We start from the raw sequence: 22929 nt of genomic DNA, 5'->3' as shown, positions 1-22929 counted from the left end.
CAGTTTCAAGTCGAACATGTACAATAATTCATAGTATAACGCATTCTGAATAAGCATGCAGATGATATGATCCAGTCGTCGTTATTTGGGTTCAAGTGCAATTTTAGGCGAAAATTTGCGACTTGCTGGAAAAACTAAACTGTACCGAAAATTAACAAACACCGCCAGTACGATCCCTAGCACATTCACAATAATAGCTAGCATAAAAACACTCGATATCTGAGAATGTTTCAACAGAAAGCCTGTAAACACAGGAATGATCGTGTATGAAAGCGAGGTTGCTGTATAAACAAACCCGGTAATCTGTCCTTTTCGTTGACTAAAAAATTCACTCATTACGGTTAATGTCAGCTGAAGTACACCTGATATTGAAAACCCGATAACACTCGCACAAATAATGGACGCAGCCCCTGACTTGAAAAGGAGAAGCGCTCCAAAAGCCAACAGGGAAATACATGGATAAATAAGAATAATGTGAACTGGTTTAACCCATTTTCTTAACACAATGACCAATACAAACACGGAAACCAGCGAACCCATATTGTAATAAACTAATAATCTGAGAGACTCTGATTCGGTCATACCGATAAACTGTTGTCCAAAAGTAGGCAACCATAACTGCACAATATAAAGCAAGGTAGGTCCCGTAAATCCGAGCAAGATAAGGCATAGCCCTTCCTGCCAAAACCGCGGCTTACTCCGGTCATTTGCCTCCAATTTTCCCGCTAGGCTTGATACAGAATTACCGCCACTTTGCCCCTTGGCGGGCTGCACGCGCATGTCTGGGAACTTCATTTTGAACAAGTACATTGCATTCAAAGCAAATATGAGGGCAGGTAAAAAGAAAGAGAACCCGTAGAAAATATCGTGATTCATAAAAAAGATAATCATTAGCGGTAAAAATGCCGCCCCAACGGATATAAAACCTCTCACCAATACTGTAGCCGAACCAGAGGATTGGGGGAAAGCTTCGATCAGCGCTGGATAAGTACCTGAATCAAGAAAAGAATTCGCTACGCCTGCCAGCACAGCCAGTACGATCGCCATCTCAAAGCTGGAACTCAGCGGTATACCGACCAAGAATACAGCCATCAGTAGCCCGGCTGCCACAATAAACGGTTTGCGACCATAACGGTCGGAGAGCACCCCGGATATGTACAGGGTAAACAACCTGCCAAATCCCATCGCAGAAACCAAGAGACTGATGCCCGCCTGATCTGTATGCAAATGCTCTGTTAAAAAGGACATGTGCGATGCCAGCATAATATTAAACATGCCGAACAAAAGATAGTTTACATAAAGTCCTGTCGCCACTGGAAAAGAAGTACGTTTCATCATGAATTCACCTGCTTTTGTAAGTAAGTCTTGTAGTATCAAAACGTGAATCATTTCACATTGCTTGTGTCGATGATGAAGTATAGAACACAATTTAAAATTTATCAAGTTTAAATATTGCGAGACTCCGGCTTAGACACGCTGATGTGTTTTCAAATAAAACTCCTTGCCATAACTTAGGGCAAAGTTCCGAAACTCTACTACTGCCGGGGATAAATATCTATTTTTAATGCTGGCTAGGTAGATAAAACGCTCGTATTCTGGATTAATAATAGGCAATGTTTTGACGTTAAAATAATCTAACGATGAAATGCGGGGCATAACTCCGATCCCGTAATTGATAGACACCAGTCCTGCCATTGCCGTATCTTCTTCAATCTCGCAAATAATCTGTGGCGTAACGCCCGCCTTGGCAAACAAATTCTCAATAATGGGCCGAACCCCACTCTTTTTGTTGAAGAAGATCACCGGGTAATCTGCTGTATCCTTGAGATCAATTTGGTCCAGAGAAGCCAGCGGATGATCAGGTGAAACAATGACCACCAGTTCCTGCTGAGCCAACGGAATAAACTCCACATCCGGTTCATTTTCCACGTGAGAGCAGAACGCCACGTCATAGTGTTCCTGCTTCAGGCCTTGAATAATATCGTTCGTATTCCCTTGGTGAAACGAAAAGGAAATGTCTTTACGGGCATCCAGAGCTGAAAAGGCTTGGATTATTGCTGGAATGAAGTGTGAACCTAGTGTGTAAATGAACGCCAAATCTATATTACCATGACTTGGACTCACTAATTCCCGTAAGTTATGCTCCCCCTTTTCCAATTCATCCATCGCGTGCTCCACATACTTCAGAAAAAATCGTCCGTATTTGTTTAACCGAATATTTCTCCCCTGCTTCTCAAACAGATGAACGCCCAAATCCTTTTCTAATTCTGAAATCGCATGACTTAAACTGGGTTGAGTGATACATAGCCGCATAGCTGCCTGAGTAAAATGCTCCATCTCCGCAAGTACACGAAAATATTGTAAGTGCTTCAGGTTCATAATTATGTAATTCCCTTCTTTAATTCATATTTTAAATTATAGACCCAAACTATGAAAAACGATAAAAATATGCATTGGATTTATAATATCACCCCTTATATAATTAAGACATAGACATTATGTGAATATTTTCACTTGTTTGTGGGCGTACTTTAATACACCTGGACGATGCCTACCTAGGCCATTGATCTAAAATTTATGTTGGGAGTTACACTTATGAAAAATCCTTATATCAGAATGGCAACAGGGCTTTATATCAACTATTTTCTTCTGGGTATGATTAATGTTATTCTCTCGTCGAATATGAGCTTTCTGACCGTGCAATTGAACACGGATAAAGCAGCCATCGGCTATCTGGTGTCAGCGATTGGAATCGGTAAACTGCTCGCTCTCGGAGTAGCCGGAAAAATGTCAGATAAATACGGAAGGAAACCACTCATTGTTATTGCATCATTTGCTTATTTAATCTTCCTAATCGGTATTCCGCTTGCACCTAACTACACCTTGGCATTCGTGTTTGCCATTATCGCAGGGCTCTGCAACTCGATGATGGATGCGGGGACTTATCCCGCACTCATTGAAGGGTTCGGAAAAAAAGCCGGGTCTGCAACCGTCCTAGTCAAAGCATCCATCTCGATCGGTGCCATTGTTATTCCTTTCATGATTGCATTTTTTATTAATCACGATATGTTCTATGGATATTCCTTCTTTATTCCAGCAGGAATTTATCTGCTGAACGGGATTTTCTTGTCAATGACCGCTTTCCCCAACCACAAAGCCGAGGAACAAAAGGCTCCAGCCGAGACTGGTCAATCAACGGATTCGTTCCACAGCGAGCCTAAGTTTTGGCAAGAAGGTTTGTCTCTGATTATTATCGGTTTTACTTCAACTGTATTGTTCATGATCGTGCAGCTATGGCTTCCTACCTTTGGACAAGAGGCTCTTGGCATGGACAAAGCCAGCGCTATTAAGCTGCTGAGCTACTATAGTATAGGTTCATTAGTTTCCGTTATTTTGTTGGCTATGGTACTTGGTAGATTCATTAAGCCCATTACCGTCATGATTGTGTATCCGCTTATTGCCCTACTTTCTTTGCTGGCTTTAATTGTATGGCACAATCCTGTCGCTACCTTGATCAGTTCATTCTTAATCGGCTTGTCTACCGCAGGCATATTCCAAATTGCCCTTACGGTAATGACGGAATTTTTCCGCAAGAACAAAGGAACTACGACTTCTCTCGTAAACATAGCAGCCAGCCTATCGTTCATCCTGATGCCTTTGGCTACCGGGAGCATGTCCAAAAGTCTGGGAATTACCTCCGTATTCATTCTGGATATTGCGATTGCTGTAGTCAGTATTTTGCTGGCCGTGTTTGTTGCTTATCGATATAAAAAAGTGTTTCATTAAACTACACACGTTACTTGGAGGCTTATATCATGAAAAATGCTGGACGTATTGACGGAAGAACACAATTAATCGGACTGCTAGCTACACCGATCGGACACTCTTTGTCCCCGGCTATGCATAATCTTGCGTTTGAAAAGCTGGGCCTAAATAACGCGTATATGGCCTTTGAAGTAGGCAATGAACAGCTTGAAGAGGTCGTACGGGGGATGCGCGCTCTGAACATACGCGGATATAACGTGTCCATGCCTAACAAAACAGCTATACTCCAGTATCTTGACGAGCTAGACGACAGCGCTAAATTTACAGGTGCCGTCAACACTGTCGTGAATACGGATGGTAAGCTGAAAGGCTACAGTACAGATGGATCAGGTTATGTTCGTAACTTGCAGGAGAACGGCATTGATCTGAAAGGTAAGAAAATGACACTCGTCGGCTCAGGCGGTGCTGCAACGCCGATTGCTATTGAAGCCGCTCGAGCTGGTCTCGCTGAAATTTCAATTTTCGCTCGTAATGACCAGTTCTTTGCCCGGGCGGAAGAAAATGTCCGTATGATTAATGAAGAGATGAAACATGCCCAAGTCAAGGCGAATATCTATGCATTAGAGAATCAGGAGAAGCTGCGTGAAGAGATTCTTACAAGTCATATTTTCGCTAATGGTACAGGTGTGGGTATGAAACCGCTGGAAGGCAAAAGTGTCATTGAGGATGTGTCCATGCTTCGTTCCGATCTGATTGTAACCGATGTAGTATACAGCCCAGCTAAATCCAAGCTGATGGAACAAGCTGAATCCGTAGGTGCAACCGCCATTAACGGTCTGGGCATGATGCTGTGGCAGGGCGCATTAGCCTTCGAACTGTGGACAGGCCAAGAGATGCCAGTCGCTTATATTAAAGAACAACTTTTTGCTGATCAACTGTAAGATTTAGAGCTGCTCAACAAGCACATCAAGCCATGAGTTCCTTCTATTATATACGCATATATGTACTTTAAATACGATGCTCGGCGAATGAACACTTCTGCCGGGCATCGTCTTTTTTATGGGTACAGCCCCGTTCTTCCTTCTCTTTTCATTAATCCTTATACGGGTCAAATTCATTGGCCCCAGCCATGCATACCCCAATAGGCTTTAGTTCATGCATAACTTCCACGGTCTCGGAGTGAGCGTCCAGTACCTCGCGCAGTTTGCGGTAGACGAACGGGCTTTCATCTGTACCGGCTCCGCGCAGCTCGACACCATAGTTCCGAACAGCCTCCTTCATCTGTACATCCGTGATTTGTCCACCACTCCGTGTGCGGGTTTTCCAATTCATTTTACCGGCTGCCTGGGTACGACTCATAATACGACCTGCGCCATGGACTGTACTATAGTAGGAATCCCGATTTTCTACCGAATCTTTCCCACGTACAATCACCGAGATATCACCCATGCTTCCTCCAATAAAGCCCATTTGACCAGGTGCCGAGGGGGTTGCGCCTTTGCGGACTACAATGGTGTCGCGTCCATCATGCTGTTCTTTCCACGCGTAATTATGGTGGTTATGCACCGTAAAATCCGCTTCGGTCCCCATAATACCAAGCACTTGTTCTATCACATAGTCACGTCCCGCATACGCATAGCGTCCGGCAAGGCGCATCGCACGGTAGTACATGTCTCCCAGCTCACTGTTCATATCCAGCAGTACAGGCGGCTGATCCATATGTTCTCCCGGCGCCTTTCCGAGAAACTCCCGTCCTGCAGCCAAGTTTAGAAACCCACTTGCTGTTTTGTGTCCAAAGCCCCGGCTGCCGAAATGATTGGCAATCCAGACCTGTCCTGTCGCTTCCTCCACGAATACATCAACAAAATGATTGCCACTCCCTACTGTACCCAGCTGTTCCCTCGCCAAGGACTTCAGTTTGTCATGTTCTTGTTTCCCAATCGCCGCATATACTGCCCAATCCGGGTCATCGAACAGCTCATGGTCTACCTGAATTGCATTCACACGGCCTACGCCAAACGAAATATGACGGGCAATCTCATCCATCACGGCTGAAATACGCGGCATAATATCTGCTGCAAACAGCTTGGTTCTTACCGCCTTATTCCCGCAGCCGATATCATACCCTACACCTGAAGGTGAAATTTGTCCGTCATACACCATCACACCGCCAATTGGCTGACTGTAGCCTTTATGATGATCTGCCATCAGTAGCGCCTGAATCACATTACCATTTTCGGCACATGTGCGGGCTTGAGATAGTGCCCCCGGGTCAGGTGATCCCCATACGCGTACTCCATTGATTTCTTGATAAGCCATCGTTTTATCCCTCCATATTTTGCAAGAAAATTTCTATATGTAAAATTGACTGCTTTTGAACTTTGGATCTCTTAATAGCATTATGTACGGTTTACCCGCTTCCGAACAGGGCGTAAGTATTACAAGCACAACATCAGACGTCTCTATAAGAAAGTCCCTATAAGAAAATGAAAAAGGATATCCATGCAGCCGACCAGACTGTAGGATATCCTTTTATGATCATTTAGAAACCATTAAATCAATTATACTAATATTTTTTGATGATTCCGAATTGATCCACAATAAAAGGTTTGGCATCATTTTTGTTTTGATCAATTTCGTACGTTACGGCTGTAAGTTTATTTTCGTCTACAGTGATGCCAACAAAATTCTGTACCTGTCCTCGTGTGGGTCTACGATTGTCACTCGGATCCGGGCCATACACTGCCGCATGATTCTCTTCAGCTAGTTCAAAGAGATTATAGTACTTATCTCCAAGTTTTTCACTCGGGTTCTTGTAGTAGACTTTGGGGCCAGCAGTTGCTGGGATGACATAGATACTTCCATCCGGATTCACACTATATTCAATCGTCTTTTCATTTAATGTATCTTTTAATTTGGTTGGCGTTGTTGCTTTACCCTCTTGGTTGATTGGCTTCGTACGAGCGTAAATATGATCGTGCCCCTGCACGACAAAGTCGATATCAAGTTTGTCCATGAGTGGAGCGATTTGGTTACGAACTCCATTGTTATCCATGATGTCAGAATCTGTTGCATGATTAGAGGTAGTGTAGGGACCTTTGTGAATGTTAACAATGATCCACTTTGCACCTGCCTTTTTGGCTGCCGCAGCATCTTTCTTTAACCATGCGACTTGATCTTCAGAAAAATTGGCATATTTCTCTGAGTCCTCATTGGAGTTCAGTACGATAAAGTGAGCATAGCTGTAATCAAAGGAGTAGTACGCTCCTGTTTTAGTAGCAGAACCAGCTGGTTGATTAATATTAAAGTGATCATAAAAAGCGTAGTTCTCATCCTCATGATTACCTGCTGAAGGAACAATGGTTGTATTCAAAAGACTTTTTTGTGAATGTCCCAACAACCAGTCCCACTGCTCTTCCTTGGTACCGGTGTCTACGATATCTCCGTTGTGGACTACAAACTGAGCATTACCTACAGTTTGAAGTGCTTTTTCGAGCGTCTGTGAAGACAATATGGCTTCATCTTCGCTTTTCGCTTGTGTATCAGCTAAATCAATGAAGGTAAATTCGCCGCTCTTAGGAGCCGTTTGAAACGTACCTGTTTCGCTCCATATCCCGCGCGCTGCATCACCCACACGATAATAATAAGCTGTGTCCGCTTGAAGACCTGTAGCTACAGCTTTATGGACAAGCTCTTCTGGAGAATTGGTCGATGGAGAAGAAGTCCCTTCAAATGTAAGAGCACTCGTAAAATCAGCTTCAGAAGCCGTTTTCTTGATTACTTGAACAGTGCTCTTCGTGGAAAGTTTTGAAGTATACCAGGTAAATCCTTTGGAACCTTTTGTGTCTCCATAAAATGTAGCTGTAACTTTACTAATACCATGATCTGTATTCCCTGATGACTCAGCATGGACAGGCAAGGCTGACATGCCCGTAATCAAACCTAGCGCAAGAGCAACAGACATAGATGTTGCTGACCATTTTTGAAACTTCTTAAACATGTGTACACTCCTCTGTGTAGTTAATATGTAAAAGTTATAAATATGATCATATCAATCAAATGTTAATACGTTGTTTTAGGAAATATAGTAATTTGTAAAAACGAGGTGTTAAGTGACCTAGCGATTGAGGAGAAGGATAACTGCTTTACCCTTTTAGGGCTACAAAGCCAAATAAGGCTAACCGTATATTTGCAAAGTTTGCAAAATCGGCAGCCCTTTGTGCATTGCAATTTCGATCATTCCACTGACTAATGTGCAGAAGTATTTTTCAAATCTGCTTCATAACGAAGGCCGAATTGCTGTCTTGCCTCCTCCATCACTTCAGCGACTGTAAGTGAACACTCCAAAGAGTTAATGGAACTGTTGCGTTCACCAATCTTGATCAGATCTATAAATTCCTGAATTTCATAATACATGGGCTCACGCGTCTGAGCTTTGGTCAGATCCTCAATCGTGCCGTCCCGATAATGAATTTTCACCTCATAGGGCTGACTGATTTTGTCGATCACCATCGTTCCATTCTCACCCTGAATTTCAGCAGGCAGATAGGAATCTGTAATTTTGGAATACATGACGATAGCATCCATATCAGGATACTTCATCACGATACTGCCCTCGCCATCGACACCAGAGGATAAAAGCACACCAACCGCCCGAACCTCCTCAGGTTTGCCGAACAAAGTCACCATAGGATACAAACAATACACGCCAAGGTCCATCAGGGAACCATTGGAAAAGGCCGGGTTAAACGCATTCAATACCTTACCTTGCTTAAAAGCATCAAAGCGGGAGGAGTATTGACAGTAGCTTGCAAAATAACGCCGAACCCGGCCTATTTTATACATATGATCCTTTATTATTTTAAAGTTAGGCATAAGTGTGGATTTAACGGCCTCCATCAGCAGAACATCGTTGTTGCGCGCGGCTTCGATCATACTCTTCACCTCTGCTGCATTAGACGCAAAAGGTTTCTCACACAACACGTGCTTTCCGTGATTCATACATAAGATCGCCTGCTCCGCATGTAAGGAATTGGGGCTGGCAATATATACGGCATCGACCTGGTCACTTGCGGCCATTTGCGCCAGGTCTGTAAAAACCTCCGGCTGGCTGTTATATTTGTCAGCAAAAGCTTTGCCCTTATCCTCTGTGCGTGAGTATACCGCCGTCAGGGAAAATTCGTCCGTCTCCATCGCAGCTTGAATAAACCTCTCTGTTATCCAGTTGGTTCCAACAATACCAAAACGCATCACAGTATCCCATCCTTCCCGTGAGTCATTACAATTCATATGTACCTATTCTCGCATTCCAGCCTAAACTTGTCCACTATACCGTTAGTCATATCTCGTGCTTCAACATGTTTATTCGACAAAAAAAGACTGCGGTCTATCAGCTTAATTTATACTGATTGTACCACAGTCCCTGTCAGTTATTTGGGGTTATATCTCTATTTTTTTGATATTACTTTTCCTACTTCTTCCAAAATAGCATCCATGGAAGCAGGGTCATGTACATCATACTCATCAATGTTCAGACGCAGTACAGGACAGGCATCAAATTCGTTGATCCAATTGGAATATCTGCGATGCATTTGCTCCCAATAAGAACGCTCGGTCTGGATCTCCATCTCGCGACCGCGCTCCTCAATCCGACTCAGAATGGAGGGCAAACTGCCTTCCAGATAGATCAGCACATCAGGGTGAGGGAAAAACGGTGTCATCACCATCGCCTCAAACAGGCTAGTATACGTTTCATAATCGGTAGGATTCATCGTTCCCTGATCGGCATGCATTTTCGCAAAAATGCCTGTGTCCTCATAAATAGAACGATCCTGCACAAAGCCTCCACCAGACAGGAAAATATTCTTTTGTTCCTTGAAGCGTTCCGCGAGAAAATAAATTTGCAAATGAAAGCTCCATCTTTCGAAATCGTGATAAAACTTCTCCAGATAGGGATTATGATCGACCTGCTCCAAAGAGGTTTTAAAACCAAGGCGTCCGGCCAAAGCACCGGTCAACGTGGATTTACCTACACCCACTGTGCCCGCTACCGTAATCAAGGCATTTGCAGGAATGTTGTAATTATTCACTATATAAGCTCCTTTACATCGGAAACAATTTGTTTAAATTGTGCCTGATTTTCTACAAAATCAATTTCATTCCCGTTCACGGTCAATATACGAGGGGAAGGGGACTGTTCAGCGAGAAACTGCATGCCTTTATCATAATCTATTATCAATTGCTCCAGATAGGCAGGGTCCATCTCCTGTTCAAAAGAGCGTGCACGCTTGCGAATTCTCCCCAGCAAGGTATCCAAATCTGCTTTGATATAAATGATAATGTCCGGCTTAGGCATATCATCTGTGAGCAAATGATAGATTTGACGATATTTTTCGAGCTTCACACCCTTAAGCGTACGTTCAGCAAAAATCAAATTCTTGTAGATATGATAATCAGAAATAACAGGCTGAGCTTTCTCGATATATTGCAGACCAGTATCCTCCAACTGCTTATACCGATTGCAGAGGAAGAACATTTCCAACTGGAAACTCCACTCATCTATATTCTGATAAAATTTATCGAGAAATGGGTTCTCCTCGACAATCTCTTTGATTATCGGCCAATGTAGCTCGGTTGAAAGCATCGAAGCTAACGTCGTTTTGCCTGCTCCGATGGGCCCTTCAACGGCTATAAATGGGGCTTGTTTCATGCGGTTCTGCTCCTCCTTGTACTCCAGTCCATCCTGTGGACAACTATCCTATTGTATCACAAGGTAGTACGCTAAAGGCATACCAAATCTATGGATAAAACAAAAAAACAGAGCGCTATATTTTGCTTCATAGCGTCTCTGTTTCTCATTTAAACCAACCTTTTTCATTAAAACGTGTAATCGCTTCGATCCGGTTACTGACACCCAACTTATCGAGAATGACTGAAATATAATTGCGCACCGTCCCTGTCGTTAAATACAGTTCACCAGCAATCTCTTTCGTGTTCTTTCCGTCAGCGATGAGCGCCAAGACGGTCTTTTCACGCTCTGTTAGCGGGTTGACTTCGGCATAAGCATCATCGACCAGTTCCGGAGCATAGATACGCCGACCTGCCATAATACTGCGAATGGAGGAAGCCAGCTCTTCACTGGGACTGTCCTTGAGTAGATAACCGTGTGTCCCCGCCTTGATCGCTCGTTCAAAATACCCAGGGCGGGCAAACGTAGTTAAAATCAGCATCTTGCAGTTCAAGCCTTTGAGTTCTTCAGCCGCATCCAATCCGCTCTTTATCGGCATTTCGATGTCCATAATGCATATATCCGGTTGATGCAGCTTCACCAGTTCTATAGCTTCTTCCCCGTTGCTTGCTTTTCCGACTACTTTCATGTCCTCTTCCAAGTCTAGCAGAGAAGCTAGAGCACCCAGCAGCATACGTTGGTCTTCTGCAATGACAATTCGAATCATGGCCCCACCTCCTCGTTCGGCTTTTCAGGGATATTGGGCACTTTAATGACCAAGGTCGTTCCCTGATCTGAACGCAGCTCCATACATCCGTTCACGAATTCGAGCCTTTCCTTCATACCTTGCAGGCCGTTTCCACGAAGGGTTCCATTTTCTCTCGTAATACCGACTCCATTATCCTGAATCCGAAGAGTTAATTCCTTACGAGACGGCTCAATCGTGATGGAGCAAGCGGTAGCTCCACTGTGTTTCACTACATTGGTTACGGCTTCTTTCATACACATGCTAAGAACATTTTCATTCATTAATGATGTATGCTCCAGCTTCGGGTCTCCCTCTAGAGTTAATTCAATGTGAGCAGCCTTTAAAATCTGCCGAATACGTAGCAGCTCATCCTCTAGTCGCATACCGCGCATTTGAGTAACCATTTCCCGTACCTCTTTTAACGCGCTTCTTGCCGTGAGACGAACATCGTTAATTTCGACATGCGCCCGCTCCGGGTACTGATCCATCAGTTTGCCCGCCAAATCGCTCTTCAGCCCAATGAGTGACAACTTCTGACCTAAGGTATCGTGCAGGTCACGCGCAATTCTTTGCCGTTCCTCCAGCTTAATCAATTCCGATATTTTCTTATTGGCATCCTCCAATTGAACTTGGAGCCGATCGCTTTTGTTGCGATTAAAATTCGTAATCGGAAGGAGAATCACACCGATCAGATTGAGCAGGATAAAAGGAATCTGTTTAATAAAAACGGGATTCTGAGAAACAAAACCATAATTGATCAATCCAATCGTAATAACCATTAAAATAATATACAGCGTCGTAAATGCAGCCTTACTTTTAATATTACCGATCAAATAGGCGATAAATATGGAAAAGTACATATAGCTGAACAGCAGTGTCATGGTAATCGATATGGCAATCTGTACACTGGTCCAAAAGTATATGAGCCAGCCTTTTGAGACAAAAGCCAGTACATAACATGCAAAGAATACCAAAATAATAGCAGTACCCAAAATAATATGACCTGTAGATGAAGAGCTAAAGTAGTAAAAGGGCAGGATATAAAAGACGACCCAAACATAAGGGCTAAGCCCTGTATTTCTTTGGAAGATCTGATACCATTTTTGCATCCTGCCCACCCTCTTCTACTTCACATGACTTATATTCCTTATCTTATCATACCAGGTTTTGTTCAACGTTATTTTCTTTCTGTGCCTACAACAGGTGTAGGCATGGGTTTCGTAACTGCAACACGTTTGCTGAGGAGCGGCTTCACTTGTTTAAAGGTCAAAAAGGTTTTCGTATTTTCATCCCAAAGTCGGAACTTCAACGATTGCAGACTGCTACTCACTGTGATCGTGGTCGCCTTTTGAAGTAACGGTGTCGCTTCATGTGCTTTTTCCAAATTATAATTTGGAACTTTGGGACTCAGGTGATGAACGTGATGAAATCCGATATTGCCCGTAATCCATTGCAATACTTTAGGAAGCTTGTAGTAAGAACTGCCTTCTACGGCTGCATTAATATAACTCCACTCTTCATCGTGCTCGAAATAAGAATCCTCAAATTGGTGTTGTACATAGAATAGCCAGATTCCCAACATACCGGATACAAAAAAGATAGGTGCCTGTACGAGAAGGAAGGCCTGCCATCCAATAGCCCAGCACAACAGTGCATACAATGCAACGATGGATATATTCGTCACATGAGTGTTCATTTTTTCCTTGCGTTTGGCTGTCTTGATATTAAAGCGATAGGAAATCAAAAAAGTATAGATCGGACCTAGTCCGAACATAACCCAAGGATTTCGGTATATGCGATAGGCCAACCGTGTCCATGTGGAAGCCTCTGTGTACTCTTCTACCGTAAGCACCCACATGTCACCTGTGCCTCTTTTATCCAGATTACTGCTGGTTGCATGGTGGATCGCGTGACTATTTTTCCATTGGTGATAAGGGCAGAGCGTAATAATACCTGTAATCGTTCCCACAATGTCGTTCAGCTTGCGGCTTTTGAAGAAGGATTGATGACCACAATCATGAAAAATAATAAACGTCCGTACCACAAACCCCGATGCAACAATGGCAATGGGAAGCGTCAGCCAGTACGAAACCGACAGGCTAAGATAAGCAGCATACCACAATAGGATCAGTGGACCCAAAGTATTGATAAGTTGCAGAACGCTGGATTTCGTGTTTATTTTCTCGTAGGGAGCCATATTTTTTTTCAATTGGGCTAATGGGAGTTGTGTCATACTCATTATGATCCTCCTTAAAGATGACGCCTATACCTTGATCCTGTTAGGCGTACATGTTGATCTAATCTCAGTATAAGGAGAACGCTCTAGGCGCTGTAGTCATAAACGTCAGTTCGTGTATATGACATTTGTCATATAGACAAGTAACATAACCCGTTTTCCAAATGTTCGCGGGTTTCTTTTCTGATGATTGTTTGTTAAAATATAAGGTATAATAACGCTGTATGTGACTGGCGAAGTCAGTGGAATGAACCACGAGGGAGCATACAAAAAAAGCGTACCGTTCGCCTGGGAGAAGTATTTGCAGAGGATTCGTCTGTCTTGACGACCTTGTGCAAATACTTTTTTTCGTTTTACAAGACCATGACACCCTGTTGATTCCATTATGCAATAAATTCAGAGGAGGCTCGGACTATGGCTATTATCATGAAATCCAAAGAAGCAGCTGAGCAAGTATATGCAACGATCCGTTCACAGGTAGAAGAAATGAAGCAGCAAGGACACCGTCCCCATCTGGCAACCCTATTGGTAGAAGGTGATCCGGCATCTGCATACTATGCACGGACCAAGCAAAAAATAGCGGAGAAGCTGGGCATCTCATTTCATCTCCATACGTTTGATCGTCATGTTAGCGAAACCGAGCTACTGCACCTGATCGGCAGTCTGAACGATGCATCCCATGTACATGGCATTATGCTGGAACTGCCGCTTCCCCAACATCTTTCCGCCTCCGTTATTAAACAATCCATTGCCCCCTACAAGGATATTGATGGGATTACACCCGATAACAAGCTGGCTACTGTAACAGGTGACGCCGGACTATATCCCGCAACACCTCAAGCCTGTATCGAGCTGCTCAAGCATTACGGTCACACATTGGCAGGCAAAAATGTCACGCTCGTGGGCATCGGACAGACAGTGGGACTTCCCCTTTTCCACATGTTGCAAAGAGAAAACGCCACCGTTACCGCCTGTCATGCAGGTACGCGTGATATTGCAGAGCATCTGAGCCATGCAGACATTGCCTTCGTGGCAGTCGGATGCCCTGATGTGATTACGCAAGATATGGTTCATCCCGGTCTGATTTTGGTAGATGCGGGAATTAATGAGACGCTAGAGGGAAAAATAGTGGGAGATGCCGCTTTAGACGTGGGGGAAAAAGTACATGCTATTTCTCCGGTTCCCGGCGGTGTTGGCACCTTAACGACTGCGATTTTGTACAAAAATTTGCTTAAAGCGATACATCTGCAACACTACTCCAGAGAGGTGGTTTACTCATGAGTGAACTGTCGTGGAATCATTCCATCGGACATTTTCTGAAAGAGGCTGCAAGTGCAGCTCCTACCCCTGGCGGAGGAAGTGTATCCGCACTGGCTGCGGCACTAGGCGCGGCTATGACCTCCATGACCGCCAACCTTTCACAAGGAGAAAAATACGCGCACATCCATGAACAAATCACGGACGTCATTAGCAGCATGGAAAGATTGTCTACACATTGTGAGGAATTAATGGTCGCAGACATCCAATCCTTTGAACAGTATATGACTGCCCTGCGTTTGCCCAAGGAAACAGACGAAGAAAAGCGCTATCGTACCCATTCCTTACAGACAGCGGTGATCGCTGCCATTGAGGTACCCATGCGCCTGCTGGAAGTATGCCGAGACGGATTGTCGCAAGCCTATAACATTGTGGAAGTGTCCAATAAAAATGTGATTTCGGATCTTGGCATCGGCGCGATCCTGTTCGAAGCCGCCGCTCAATCTGCCCTGCTTACCGTCGACATTAACCTTGCTTCGCTGAAAGATTTGGATGTCAAACAATCCTACGAAGCTAAAACAGCCGCACTCCTCCGTGAAATCGGACAAATCAAAGAACAAACCTTATTGATGGTGCGCAGCCGAATAACGGGCTGACCATTGGAAGAACCCGTCCCAAGTCATATTCTGCTTCCATGCTCAAAAATAGCCTCTCAAACCCGCCTCTGCTCGTGGGTTTGGAGGCTATTTTATTGGAATCCAACGATTTGTGGAAAACTTTTCTATATATTCTTCGTCTATTGATAAGGAGATATTCCCCAAGGCGTTATTTAACCTTATATACATTGATGAAGAAATGAGGAAAAACGCATGAAAAGACGTACTCTGTTAATCAGTATGATCGCGCTGTTATTGTTCAGCTCCAGTGCATGGGCGGCCGGTGATGAATCGGCGTCCCGTATTCGTTCATATGATTCCGGGAGTCTGATTCAATCCGATGGAAGCTTGTGGTTATGGGGCTATAATCAATCCGTACCGACTCGTGTAGAGGATAAGCCAAACGTTGTAAGAACATTTTCGAATATAATCCAGGAAGGCGATCTGATATTTACCTTACAAGATCATTCCGCCTGGTATGTGCCAAGAAACAACATTTCTGAATCCGTGAAATTCATTTCTCTGGAAGGACTACCAAACATCATAAACGTGCGTATTATGAATGATCATGTGCTCGCCCTAAACGCCGAAGGAACCGTATTATCTGCTGATCGAATCGAAAATGGTGGCAACTTTGCTCCTTTTCAAACCCTATCCGGCATCGAAAATGTTACAGAATTGGATAGTTACTATGAAAAAAGACCGCAATATGAGGAACGCTGGATCTTCTTGAAGAAGGACGGAAGTGTATGGAAAAATACAAGGTCCTTGCAGGGCTTCGAGCTTGTTCCATCATTAAAGGATATTACTGCTATCTCCAAAAACATAGCCTTAAAGAAAGACGGTACTGTATGGACATGGCCCAAAGAATTTGATAAAAATGTAACTCCGTCCGAAACTTTATCCGTATCGCAGATTCAAGCCTTATCGGACATCAAAATAATTAAGACCAATGGAAGTTCCAATCTCGCGATTGATCGACAAGGACGGTTATGGTTCTGGGGTGAAACGGTCACAGGTTACTCAGATAATACAACCTATCACAATGAAAATACCCCTGTGCTATTATCAGGAGTAAAAGATGTTAAAGACGCCTTTTTCGCCGAACGCTCCATACTCGCCCTCACCACAGCTGGGAATGTATATGTTGCGTCTCTAGATGGTGAAAAGTTACCATCCAACGCCCCCTTTACATTGCTTGCTAAAAATATTCAAAGTATCAAAGCAGGTCCACGGCACGTAATCATGCAAAAAGCAGATGGGGCCTTATGGGGCTGGGGTGTCAACAAACACGCGCAGCTAGGTATAGGAGACTATGAGTTTCTGTATAGTTCACCAGTTCCTGTACAAAAACCGATTCTTGTCCGTCTCAATGGTTCGCCTGTCTCTCTGAGTAATGGTGTCATTACCCGCAACGGGCAAGCGTTTATTCCCCTTCGTTCTGTTTTTGATAAACTGGGGGCCGAGATCGCTTATGATTTCAACAGCAAAATAGCAAAAATAGATCAGTCCAAGGTAGAAGATCACCCTGTCTTTCTAGAAATAAATTTCAAAACCAGCCAAGCAAAAGTGAACGGTAAAGCTGTAAAGCTTACCAATCCGCCCTTCATGGTGAATGGTATTGGTTATCTTCCATTAAGGCTGATCAGCGAAACGCTGGGGGCCAAGGTAGATTGGATACAAAAAGAAGATACTATTGAAATTACGACAAAATAGTAAATCAAAAACCAGTCCAAACATGATTCATGTTGGACTGGTTTTTAATGCTATATACTGTGTATAATATGCGATCTCTTATCTATTTCAACAATTTGTTATAGCGCAGAATCTGCTTATTGTTTAGCTTTATTCTCTTTTTCTCTTTCGACCAGCATATCTACGATCATATCAATTTGCCCGGTAATAGCGATTGGATCATAGCGATAATACGTATCAAAATCGTTAAAGAACACTCTATTGTTCTTCACCGCAGGAAGATTCCCCCATACAGCGGACGACTTCAGTTGCTTGAGCGCGTCACCCTTTTTCTCGGGATCATACGTAGTCAGGAACATATAATCTGCGTCATACTGTGGCAATACCTCCATCGAAAGCTGCACCGTTTGTTCCTTGGAGTTCACAGTTTTCTTTGGCATATTCAGTTTGAGCGCATTGTAGACAGCTTGTCCGCCTCGACCCGCATTGTCGCCAAAGATCCAAAGTGCGTGCTTGTCCGTCAGCTCATACAGACCGAAAGTTGCCTTTTCGTCAATCACACCTTTAAGACGTGCGCGACCTTCAGCGGCCTTTTTATCAAATGCAGCAATAAATTGCTCAGCCTTCTCCTTTTCCCCGGTGATATCGCCGAACAACTTGACCGTATCATAAATATTAGTCGTCGTGCCGTACGGAATATACAGGGTAGGTGCAATTTTAGACAAAGCCTCATAATTCGTACCCTTCATAACCACGATCAGATCGGGTTTGAGTTCCAGCGTCTTTTCCAAATTGGTCGGATCACCCACCTCTTTGGTTCCCTTTTCCTTCAGCAAATCGGTCAGAAAGGGATTTTGAAACGTTGTCGGCTCTACACCCACCACATTAGCACCTACGGACAGCAGTTCTCCACCGTAAAAATCCGTTACAATACGCTGTGGCTTAGCAGGAATTTGAATATCCCCTTTAACCGTATTAAAGCTTCTAGTCTCTCCAGTAGTAGCTGACTCTTGCTTATCTCCTGAAGATGAAGCCGGATTACTCCCATTATTATTTCCGCCGCAAGCGCTGATGAATACAGACAATACAAGTAACATAGCTGTCATCATAAAATACGATTTTCTTCTCAACTGATTAGCCCCCTATATATTGTGGAGAGATCTCCCCGATACACATGATAATGATTATCAATATCGTAAGAAATATATCAAGCGTCGTCCTTGCTGTCAACTGAAAAACGAACTTTGTACATTCCTCCTTAATAAATCAAAAGACCTGCCAAAATGATGGTCAGGTCTTTTTCGTGGAGCCGTATTCAAAAGCCTACACATTGGGGCTAGGTTGCTGAAGGCTGCTTTCTGGTGATCGCTGTTTTGTTTTATATTCTTCTCCCCAATCTTTCATCAAGTTAATAATCGGGATGAGCGTTTTCCCGAATTCGGTGAGAGAGTATTCAACCTTAGGCGGAACCTGCTGGTATACTTCACGGTGAACGACACCATCCTCTTCCAGCTCGCGCAATTGGAGTGTCAGCATACGCTGGGTGATCCCCGGACAGATCCGCCGAAAATCACTAAATCGCTTAGTCCCATACATGAGATGATATAAAATAATCCCTTTCCATTTGCCCCCAATCACGTCCAGCGTGAACTCAACTGGACACGCCTGATCATTTCCAGCGGTACATTCCCCAAAGCCGCCTTTCCGATTACGCATAGGCTTTTCTCCTCCTTAGTATCATTTTATATACTACAGCACATTAATGTGCGTACTTCAAAAACGGTCATGTATATTCTAATATTAAGCATGTCACTTGGTAAGCGTCAATCTTAATCAACATCTATAAGGAGTGGAATAACGATGGAAACCTTAGCTACTACTAAAGATCAAATCTTATCTGCATACGAGTTCAGACATGCAACGAAGGAATTTGATAGTCATAAGAAAATTAGCGATTCCGATTTTGATTTTATTCTTGAAACCGGTCGTTTATCTCCAAGCTCGTTTGGCTTTGAACCCTGGAAATTTGTTGTCGTTCAGAGTAAAGCTATGCGTGAGAAGCTGCTGCCTTACTCTTGGGGGGCACAAAAACAACTGCCAACAGCCAGCCATTTTGTACTCATCCTCTCTAGACTTCCTGAAGATATGGTAGCCTCCTCCGATTATATCAAGAGTATGATGGAGAACGTGCAGCAATTACCAGCTGAAGTGATGCAAGGCAAAGAGAAAGTATATGACGCCTTCCTAAAATCAGATTTTGCGCTGGAGGAAAACAAAAGAGCCTTGTTCGAGTGGGGCTGCCGACAAACCTACATCGCACTGGGCAACATGATGACTGCCGCAGCTCAAATCGGCATTGATTCCTGCCCTATCGAAGGTTTTAATAAACAGGAAATCGAACGCATCCTCTCCGAAGAAGGCATTATGGATGCCAAGCATTTCGGTATTTCTTGTATGGTGGCATTTGGCTACCGTCTCAACGAGCCGCGTGGCAAAACTCGGCGACCTGTAGATCAGGTTATTGAGTGGGTGTAAAACCTTTTCTCTAAAACAAGGGGTGTCCCCACAGCCATTTCGATGGCTGTGGGGACACCCCTTTTTCATAAAACCTCAGCTCTTAATTTTTTCCAATTACTTACTGATAATTCACTTCTTCTGCAAAGTAAATATCCTTCAAACGATCCTTTACGCGTTGAATTTCATCCGCTGTTAAAGGAGCCGTTGGACATAGCTTGAAGTTCCTTCCGGTGACATAGCTTACGTCCGTGTGACCATCCAAGTTGTAGTCCATCTTCGGAACCGGCTTTTGGGTATAATCGGTAAAGTCAATAATGGACCATGCCGCATCTCCATCCTCTTTGGATATAATAATCCGCTGTGAGGCATTTTCGGTCCACAAATAGCGCAGATTCGCTGGTGAATTATTGGAATCCATAGCCGTCTTAATACCTGAGCCTCTAAACATGAGCGTAAACTCCGTATGATCATTATTGGATCCTGCTACCGATTCATAAATCTGTTTCAGCCCGTCCACGCCTACAATCTCAACCTTGCGATCAACAGGGAAGTGGTTCACAAAATTCTCCCATATTGGAGCCATGTTATGGGTGTTGGCAAGTGCGTTGATGTCCAAAATAATGGACAAGTAGTTTACCGTATTTATACGTTGATAAGGGTTATCCAAATATTGCTGTACTATATACAGTTGTGGTGCTGCATCCGTCTCAGTCACATATGGGTCAAGCGGATGAAGAGTCCAGCGTGAGGAATCTTTCGTATAGCGTGATCCAATCGGATCAATCGTAACCGAGTTCATGAATACGGTACCGCTATTATCTGCTAGTCCCTGTGCGGGAACAATTGGATTGTCCTTATGGGACCAGTAAGGCATCAATGGAGAGCCCTCACCATACATACCGTTCACATTATATTGTGTAGCCGACCATCCCATCGCGGAAGTAATCCGATAGTGATCTTTAAGCCATTGAGTCTGTTCGGGATTTACCGTAAAGCTGGTCAATGATTTCGGAAGATACTTCCGATATTGGTCTGTATCCATGCTTTCAAACACCGATGGTGATCCCATTGTACCGGATTGGTGCAGCTCATTGAATGCATTGTAACGATACATATACATCCACTCGTCCATTCGAGCTTCCCAAATAGGAAACTTTAACTGGTTCGGATACCCATCCAACATTCCGACTTCATCTCCATACTGATCGACGAATGCCAAAACCTGTTTAAGCTGCGGGCGATTTGCTTCTACAAAAACAAATCCGTTTTCCATCGCCCACGTCACTTTGATATTGGGACCAAAGTGGTCCATCAGCAATTGACGCGCTTGCTTGATTTGATCTACCGTCGTCGCGCTTCCCTGCAGCATGATGGAGACAGCAAAGTATTGCTTTTTGCGTCCCCCGGGTTCTACCGTTAATTCCGCATCAGATGTGAAGTGAACCCCTTGAGATGGCGACTCAACCGTGATCTTTAATGGAATGACCGAGTTTACTGTCGGAATCAAATGCAGGTTGGCAATCTTCCCATCCTCATCAAATATTCCTCTGGAATCCTCTACCCGAAGTATCAAGTCTGAGGGCAGCAATCCAGGAGCTATAACCTCTCCATTAGCATTATGAAATACGTAGGACATATTCCAAGCAGCAGGATCTAAAGTAGCAGCCTCTGAAATGGTATACGTAGCCAAGTATACGGACCTGATTACGTTCGGTGGCTCTGCCGGCGGAGTCTTCCCTTTCACGATTAGCTTGGCCTGAGCTGTAAGGACCTGATAAGGTTTGGCAACGGTGACCTTCATTTCTACAGGAATGAAGCTGTCCGCAACCGGAATATTTTCGGGATGTGCAATTTTCCCTTGTTCATCAAAAATACCTAACCCATCACTAAATGTGTACGTAACACTTGTGACGCTGGCAGCAGGAATGCTTACGGGTCGCCCTTTATTGTAGAGCTGAAAAGATAGCTGATACGAAGGGTATGTCTCCGGTTGATTTACCAGCTCCTGCGCCTTGATCACGACCTCATCTACCAGAAAATCCGAAGAATGATCCGGTGGATCTACCGGAATTACTGGTGGTTTGGGTTTAGGTCCCGGCGGTGTCACCGACGGTTCCGGCTTCGGTTCTGGTGGTGTCACCGGAGATGCTGGTGAATCAGGGCTTGGGCGATGCCTTTTAGGCTCCTCGACTTCCGAATTCACAGGTTGTTGACTAATTTCCGGTGTCACATCGACCTCGATCTTCTTCGATTCTTGTTGGCTGGTCGTCTGAGGCATCGTTGCAGTTCCATCTCCTAATGACCCTAGCAAACGCTTGGCACGTTCTCTCAGACCGTCACCGCCTAACCATATTCGATAAGCAACCAGCGTGGCATCCTGCCGTCTCACAGACTCTTTAGGATGGAAATAGTGATTCGTATCTCCCTCGATCAGTTCCAGCCGTTCCATCAGCCATACGCTCGTTTGTGCATAATCTGATATATCAGATTGATCCACAAAACTGGATATACCAGCCGATCGGGTATCTTCAGTAACACCAAAATAGCGGGCATACCAAACGGCCATATCCTGACGAGTCATATTGTGCTTGGCACCGAATAATTGATCACTAATTCCTTTCGTAATGCTCTCTTCCTGTAAGGCCTGTACATAAGGTAGAGCCCATGGTGACACATCACGAAAAGAAGTTACGCCTCTGTTATTCGATGTTCGCTTTAAGGTTTTAGCGAAAATGCTTGCCCATTCCTGTCGCGAGATAAAATGTAAAGGTCGAAAGCTCCCATCCTGATAACCCGTAACATAACCTTGAGCAGCCATGGCCTCAATCGCATCAGCTGCATAGGAATGTTCGATATCGTTAAAGGCTCTGTCCGCAAAAACAGGCGCACTATGTATACAGAACAACCAGACAGCCAGTAAACCAGCCATGTAATGCCTAATTTGTTTTAACTTTTTTTCATAATTCATTATTCGGAATCATTACACCTCCTTTACTAGATAGCACTGAGCCACTTTCGCCTGTACTTTCATATCAACTTTGAAAATTAGTCTCTCTTGTTTTCAATCGGTTTTTCATTACTGTTAACACCAAACTGTATATACTTGAATTATCGGAATAATCTCCCTAGGATTGAATAAAGCCAGTAAAAAAAGTAGTTTTGGCAATCTACTATCCTGTTTATTCACCATCTTTTTTTAAGCCGTAATTCCCTATCACTAAACAATGGTTTTCATTGGTAATTAAATATTTATCATCTTTTTGTGTTACTATGTTGATCCCGTATACAAATAAAAAAAGAGATAACATCTGTATCCGCATTCGCTTGA

At 43.9% G+C, this 22929-nt stretch carries 19 protein-coding genes and 1 riboswitch; of the genes, 6 read left to right on the top strand and 13 right to left on the bottom strand.

All coding sequences use genetic code 11. The features are described 5' to 3' along the window. Nucleotides 1-81: 81 nt before the first annotated feature. Nucleotides 82-1338 carry an MFS transporter gene (locus MHH57_RS04480; RefSeq protein ID WP_342434867.1) on the bottom strand — a complete coding sequence of 419 codons (1257 nt, stop codon included), beginning with the start codon at nt 1336-1338 and terminating at the stop codon, nt 82-84. A 129-nt stretch (nt 1339-1467) separates the two neighbouring features. Beyond that, nucleotides 1468-2379: a LysR family transcriptional regulator gene (locus MHH57_RS04475; RefSeq protein WP_069012907.1), complete on the bottom strand. Its 912-nt coding sequence runs from the start codon at nt 2377-2379 to the stop codon at nt 1468-1470. A gap of 216 nt (nt 2380-2595) precedes the next feature. On the opposite strand from MHH57_RS04475, the gene MHH57_RS04470 reads away from it, so the two are divergent. Next, a complete protein-coding gene (locus tag MHH57_RS04470) occupies nt 2596-3786 on the top strand; it encodes an MFS transporter (protein WP_029517617.1) in 1191 nt (396 codons plus the stop codon). Nucleotides 3787-3815: 29 nt separating this feature from the next. Continuing rightward, nucleotides 3816-4706 carry a shikimate dehydrogenase gene (locus tag MHH57_RS04465; protein ID WP_029517618.1) on the top strand — a complete coding sequence of 297 codons (891 nt, stop codon included), beginning with the start codon at nt 3816-3818 and terminating at the stop codon, nt 4704-4706. A gap of 151 nt (nt 4707-4857) precedes the next feature. Here MHH57_RS04465 and MHH57_RS04460 read toward each other — a convergent pair whose 3' ends face one another. From MHH57_RS04460 to MHH57_RS04425, 8 genes are all read right to left on the bottom strand, one after another. Next, a complete protein-coding gene (locus MHH57_RS04460; protein ID WP_342434866.1) occupies nt 4858-6084 on the bottom strand; it encodes an RtcB family protein in 1227 nt (408 codons plus the stop codon). 247 nt (nt 6085-6331) lie between these two features. Next, nucleotides 6332-7765, bottom strand: coding sequence for a metallophosphoesterase family protein (locus MHH57_RS04455; RefSeq protein ID WP_342434865.1), 1434 nt, complete (start codon nt 7763-7765; stop codon nt 6332-6334). A gap of 248 nt (nt 7766-8013) precedes the next feature. Continuing rightward, entirely contained in the window at nt 8014-9015 is a 1002-nt protein-coding gene (locus tag MHH57_RS04450; RefSeq protein WP_029517621.1) for a Gfo/Idh/MocA family oxidoreductase, read from the bottom strand. Nucleotides 9016-9212: 197 nt separating this feature from the next. Further along, nucleotides 9213-9854 (bottom strand): deoxynucleoside kinase, encoded by a 642-nt coding sequence (locus MHH57_RS04445; protein ID WP_013308920.1) that lies wholly within the window; start codon nt 9852-9854, stop codon nt 9213-9215. After that, a complete protein-coding gene (locus MHH57_RS04440; protein WP_029517622.1) occupies nt 9854-10474 on the bottom strand; it encodes a deoxynucleoside kinase in 621 nt (206 codons plus the stop codon). Before MHH57_RS04440 ends, MHH57_RS04445 begins: the two co-directional genes overlap by 1 nt. Before the next feature lie 145 nt (nt 10475-10619). Beyond that, nucleotides 10620-11219 carry a response regulator transcription factor gene (locus MHH57_RS04435; protein WP_029517623.1) on the bottom strand — a complete coding sequence of 200 codons (600 nt, stop codon included), beginning with the start codon at nt 11217-11219 and terminating at the stop codon, nt 10620-10622. Further along, entirely contained in the window at nt 11216-12349 is a 1134-nt protein-coding gene (locus MHH57_RS04430; protein ID WP_029517624.1) for a sensor histidine kinase, read from the bottom strand. Before MHH57_RS04430 ends, MHH57_RS04435 begins: the two co-directional genes overlap by 4 nt. Nucleotides 12350-12417: 68 nt before the next feature. Further along, complete coding sequence (locus tag MHH57_RS04425; protein WP_029517625.1) at nt 12418-13479, bottom strand: fatty acid desaturase; 1062 nt, start codon at nt 13477-13479, stop codon at nt 12418-12420. Nucleotides 13480-13692: 213 nt separating this feature from the next. Next, a riboswitch (ZMP/ZTP riboswitch) is annotated at nt 13693-13777 on the top strand. Nucleotides 13778-13890: 113 nt separating this feature from the next. Between MHH57_RS04425 and MHH57_RS04420 the strand changes: the two genes are divergently transcribed. The 3 genes from MHH57_RS04420 (at nt 13891) to MHH57_RS04410 (ending at nt 17105) form a co-directional block, all read left to right on the top strand. Next, nucleotides 13891-14757: a bifunctional 5,10-methylenetetrahydrofolate dehydrogenase/5,10-methenyltetrahydrofolate cyclohydrolase gene (locus tag MHH57_RS04420; protein WP_029517626.1), complete on the top strand. Its 867-nt coding sequence runs from the start codon at nt 13891-13893 to the stop codon at nt 14755-14757. Beyond that, on the top strand, nt 14754-15389 hold the full coding sequence (locus MHH57_RS04415; protein ID WP_069012904.1) for a cyclodeaminase/cyclohydrolase family protein: 636 nt from the start codon (nt 14754-14756) through the stop codon (nt 15387-15389). The genes MHH57_RS04420 and MHH57_RS04415 overlap by 4 nt, the downstream gene beginning before the upstream one ends. Before the next feature lie 213 nt (nt 15390-15602). After that, nucleotides 15603-17105: a stalk domain-containing protein gene (locus MHH57_RS04410; protein WP_209949988.1), complete on the top strand. Its 1503-nt coding sequence runs from the start codon at nt 15603-15605 to the stop codon at nt 17103-17105. Nucleotides 17106-17221: 116 nt separating this feature from the next. Here the strand turns inward: MHH57_RS04410 and MHH57_RS04405 are convergent, their stop codons facing one another. Next, on the bottom strand, nt 17222-18214 hold the full coding sequence (locus MHH57_RS04405; protein WP_081317626.1) for an iron-hydroxamate ABC transporter substrate-binding protein: 993 nt from the start codon (nt 18212-18214) through the stop codon (nt 17222-17224). A gap of 193 nt (nt 18215-18407) precedes the next feature. Further along, the gene (locus MHH57_RS04400) at nt 18408-18800 is read right to left on the bottom strand and encodes a helix-turn-helix domain-containing protein (protein ID WP_068938572.1); all 393 of its coding nucleotides are present in this window, start codon (nt 18798-18800) and stop codon (nt 18408-18410) included. A gap of 144 nt (nt 18801-18944) precedes the next feature. On the opposite strand from MHH57_RS04400, the gene MHH57_RS04395 reads away from it, so the two are divergent. Then, nucleotides 18945-19619 (top strand): NAD(P)H-dependent oxidoreductase, encoded by a 675-nt coding sequence (locus MHH57_RS04395; protein WP_209949987.1) that lies wholly within the window; start codon nt 18945-18947, stop codon nt 19617-19619. A gap of 100 nt (nt 19620-19719) precedes the next feature. Here MHH57_RS04395 and MHH57_RS04390 read toward each other — a convergent pair whose 3' ends face one another. Beyond that, nucleotides 19720-22569 carry an S-layer homology domain-containing protein gene (locus MHH57_RS04390; RefSeq protein ID WP_342434864.1) on the bottom strand — a complete coding sequence of 950 codons (2850 nt, stop codon included), beginning with the start codon at nt 22567-22569 and terminating at the stop codon, nt 19720-19722. Between the last annotated feature and the right edge of the window lie 360 nt (nt 22570-22929).

The organism is Paenibacillus sp. FSL H7-0442, assembly GCF_038593105.1.
Lineage (GTDB): Bacteria > Bacillota > Bacilli > Paenibacillales > Paenibacillaceae > Paenibacillus > Paenibacillus polymyxa_D.
This window is presented reverse-complemented; position numbering and strand designations above follow the sequence as displayed.

Bases quoted from the DNA above. Each gene is read 5' to 3' on its own strand.
- MHH57_RS04480 (WP_342434867.1), bottom strand. From the start codon at position 1,338: ATGATGAAACGTACTTCTTTTCCAGTGGCGACAGGACTTTATGTAAAC.
- MHH57_RS04475 (WP_069012907.1), bottom strand. From the start codon at position 2,379: ATGAACCTGAAGCACTTACAATATTTTCGTGTACTTGCGGAGATGGAG.
- MHH57_RS04470 (WP_029517617.1), top strand. From the start codon at position 2,596: ATGAAAAATCCTTATATCAGAATGGCAACAGGGCTTTATATCAACTAT.
- MHH57_RS04465 (WP_029517618.1), top strand. From the start codon at position 3,816: ATGAAAAATGCTGGACGTATTGACGGAAGAACACAATTAATCGGACTG.
- MHH57_RS04460 (WP_342434866.1), bottom strand. From the start codon at position 6,084: ATGGCTTATCAAGAAATCAATGGAGTACGCGTATGGGGATCACCTGAC.
- MHH57_RS04455 (WP_342434865.1), bottom strand. From the start codon at position 7,765: ATGTTTAAGAAGTTTCAAAAATGGTCAGCAACATCTATGTCTGTTGCT.
- MHH57_RS04450 (WP_029517621.1), bottom strand. From the start codon at position 9,015: ATGCGTTTTGGTATTGTTGGAACCAACTGGATAACAGAGAGGTTTATT.
- MHH57_RS04440 (WP_029517622.1), bottom strand. From the start codon at position 10,474: ATGAAACAAGCCCCATTTATAGCCGTTGAAGGGCCCATCGGAGCAGGC.
- MHH57_RS04435 (WP_029517623.1), bottom strand. From the start codon at position 11,219: ATGATTCGAATTGTCATTGCAGAAGACCAACGTATGCTGCTGGGTGCT.
- MHH57_RS04430 (WP_029517624.1), bottom strand. From the start codon at position 12,349: ATGCAAAAATGGTATCAGATCTTCCAAAGAAATACAGGGCTTAGCCCT.
- MHH57_RS04425 (WP_029517625.1), bottom strand. From the start codon at position 13,479: ATGAGTATGACACAACTCCCATTAGCCCAATTGAAAAAAAATATGGCT.
- MHH57_RS04420 (WP_029517626.1), top strand. From the start codon at position 13,891: ATGGCTATTATCATGAAATCCAAAGAAGCAGCTGAGCAAGTATATGCA.
- MHH57_RS04415 (WP_069012904.1), top strand. From the start codon at position 14,754: ATGAGTGAACTGTCGTGGAATCATTCCATCGGACATTTTCTGAAAGAG.
- MHH57_RS04410 (WP_209949988.1), top strand. From the start codon at position 15,603: ATGAAAAGACGTACTCTGTTAATCAGTATGATCGCGCTGTTATTGTTC.
- MHH57_RS04400 (WP_068938572.1), bottom strand. From the start codon at position 18,800: ATGCGTAATCGGAAAGGCGGCTTTGGGGAATGTACCGCTGGAAATGAT.
- MHH57_RS04395 (WP_209949987.1), top strand. From the start codon at position 18,945: ATGGAAACCTTAGCTACTACTAAAGATCAAATCTTATCTGCATACGAG.
- MHH57_RS04390 (WP_342434864.1), bottom strand. From the start codon at position 22,569: ATGAATTATGAAAAAAAGTTAAAACAAATTAGGCATTACATGGCTGGT.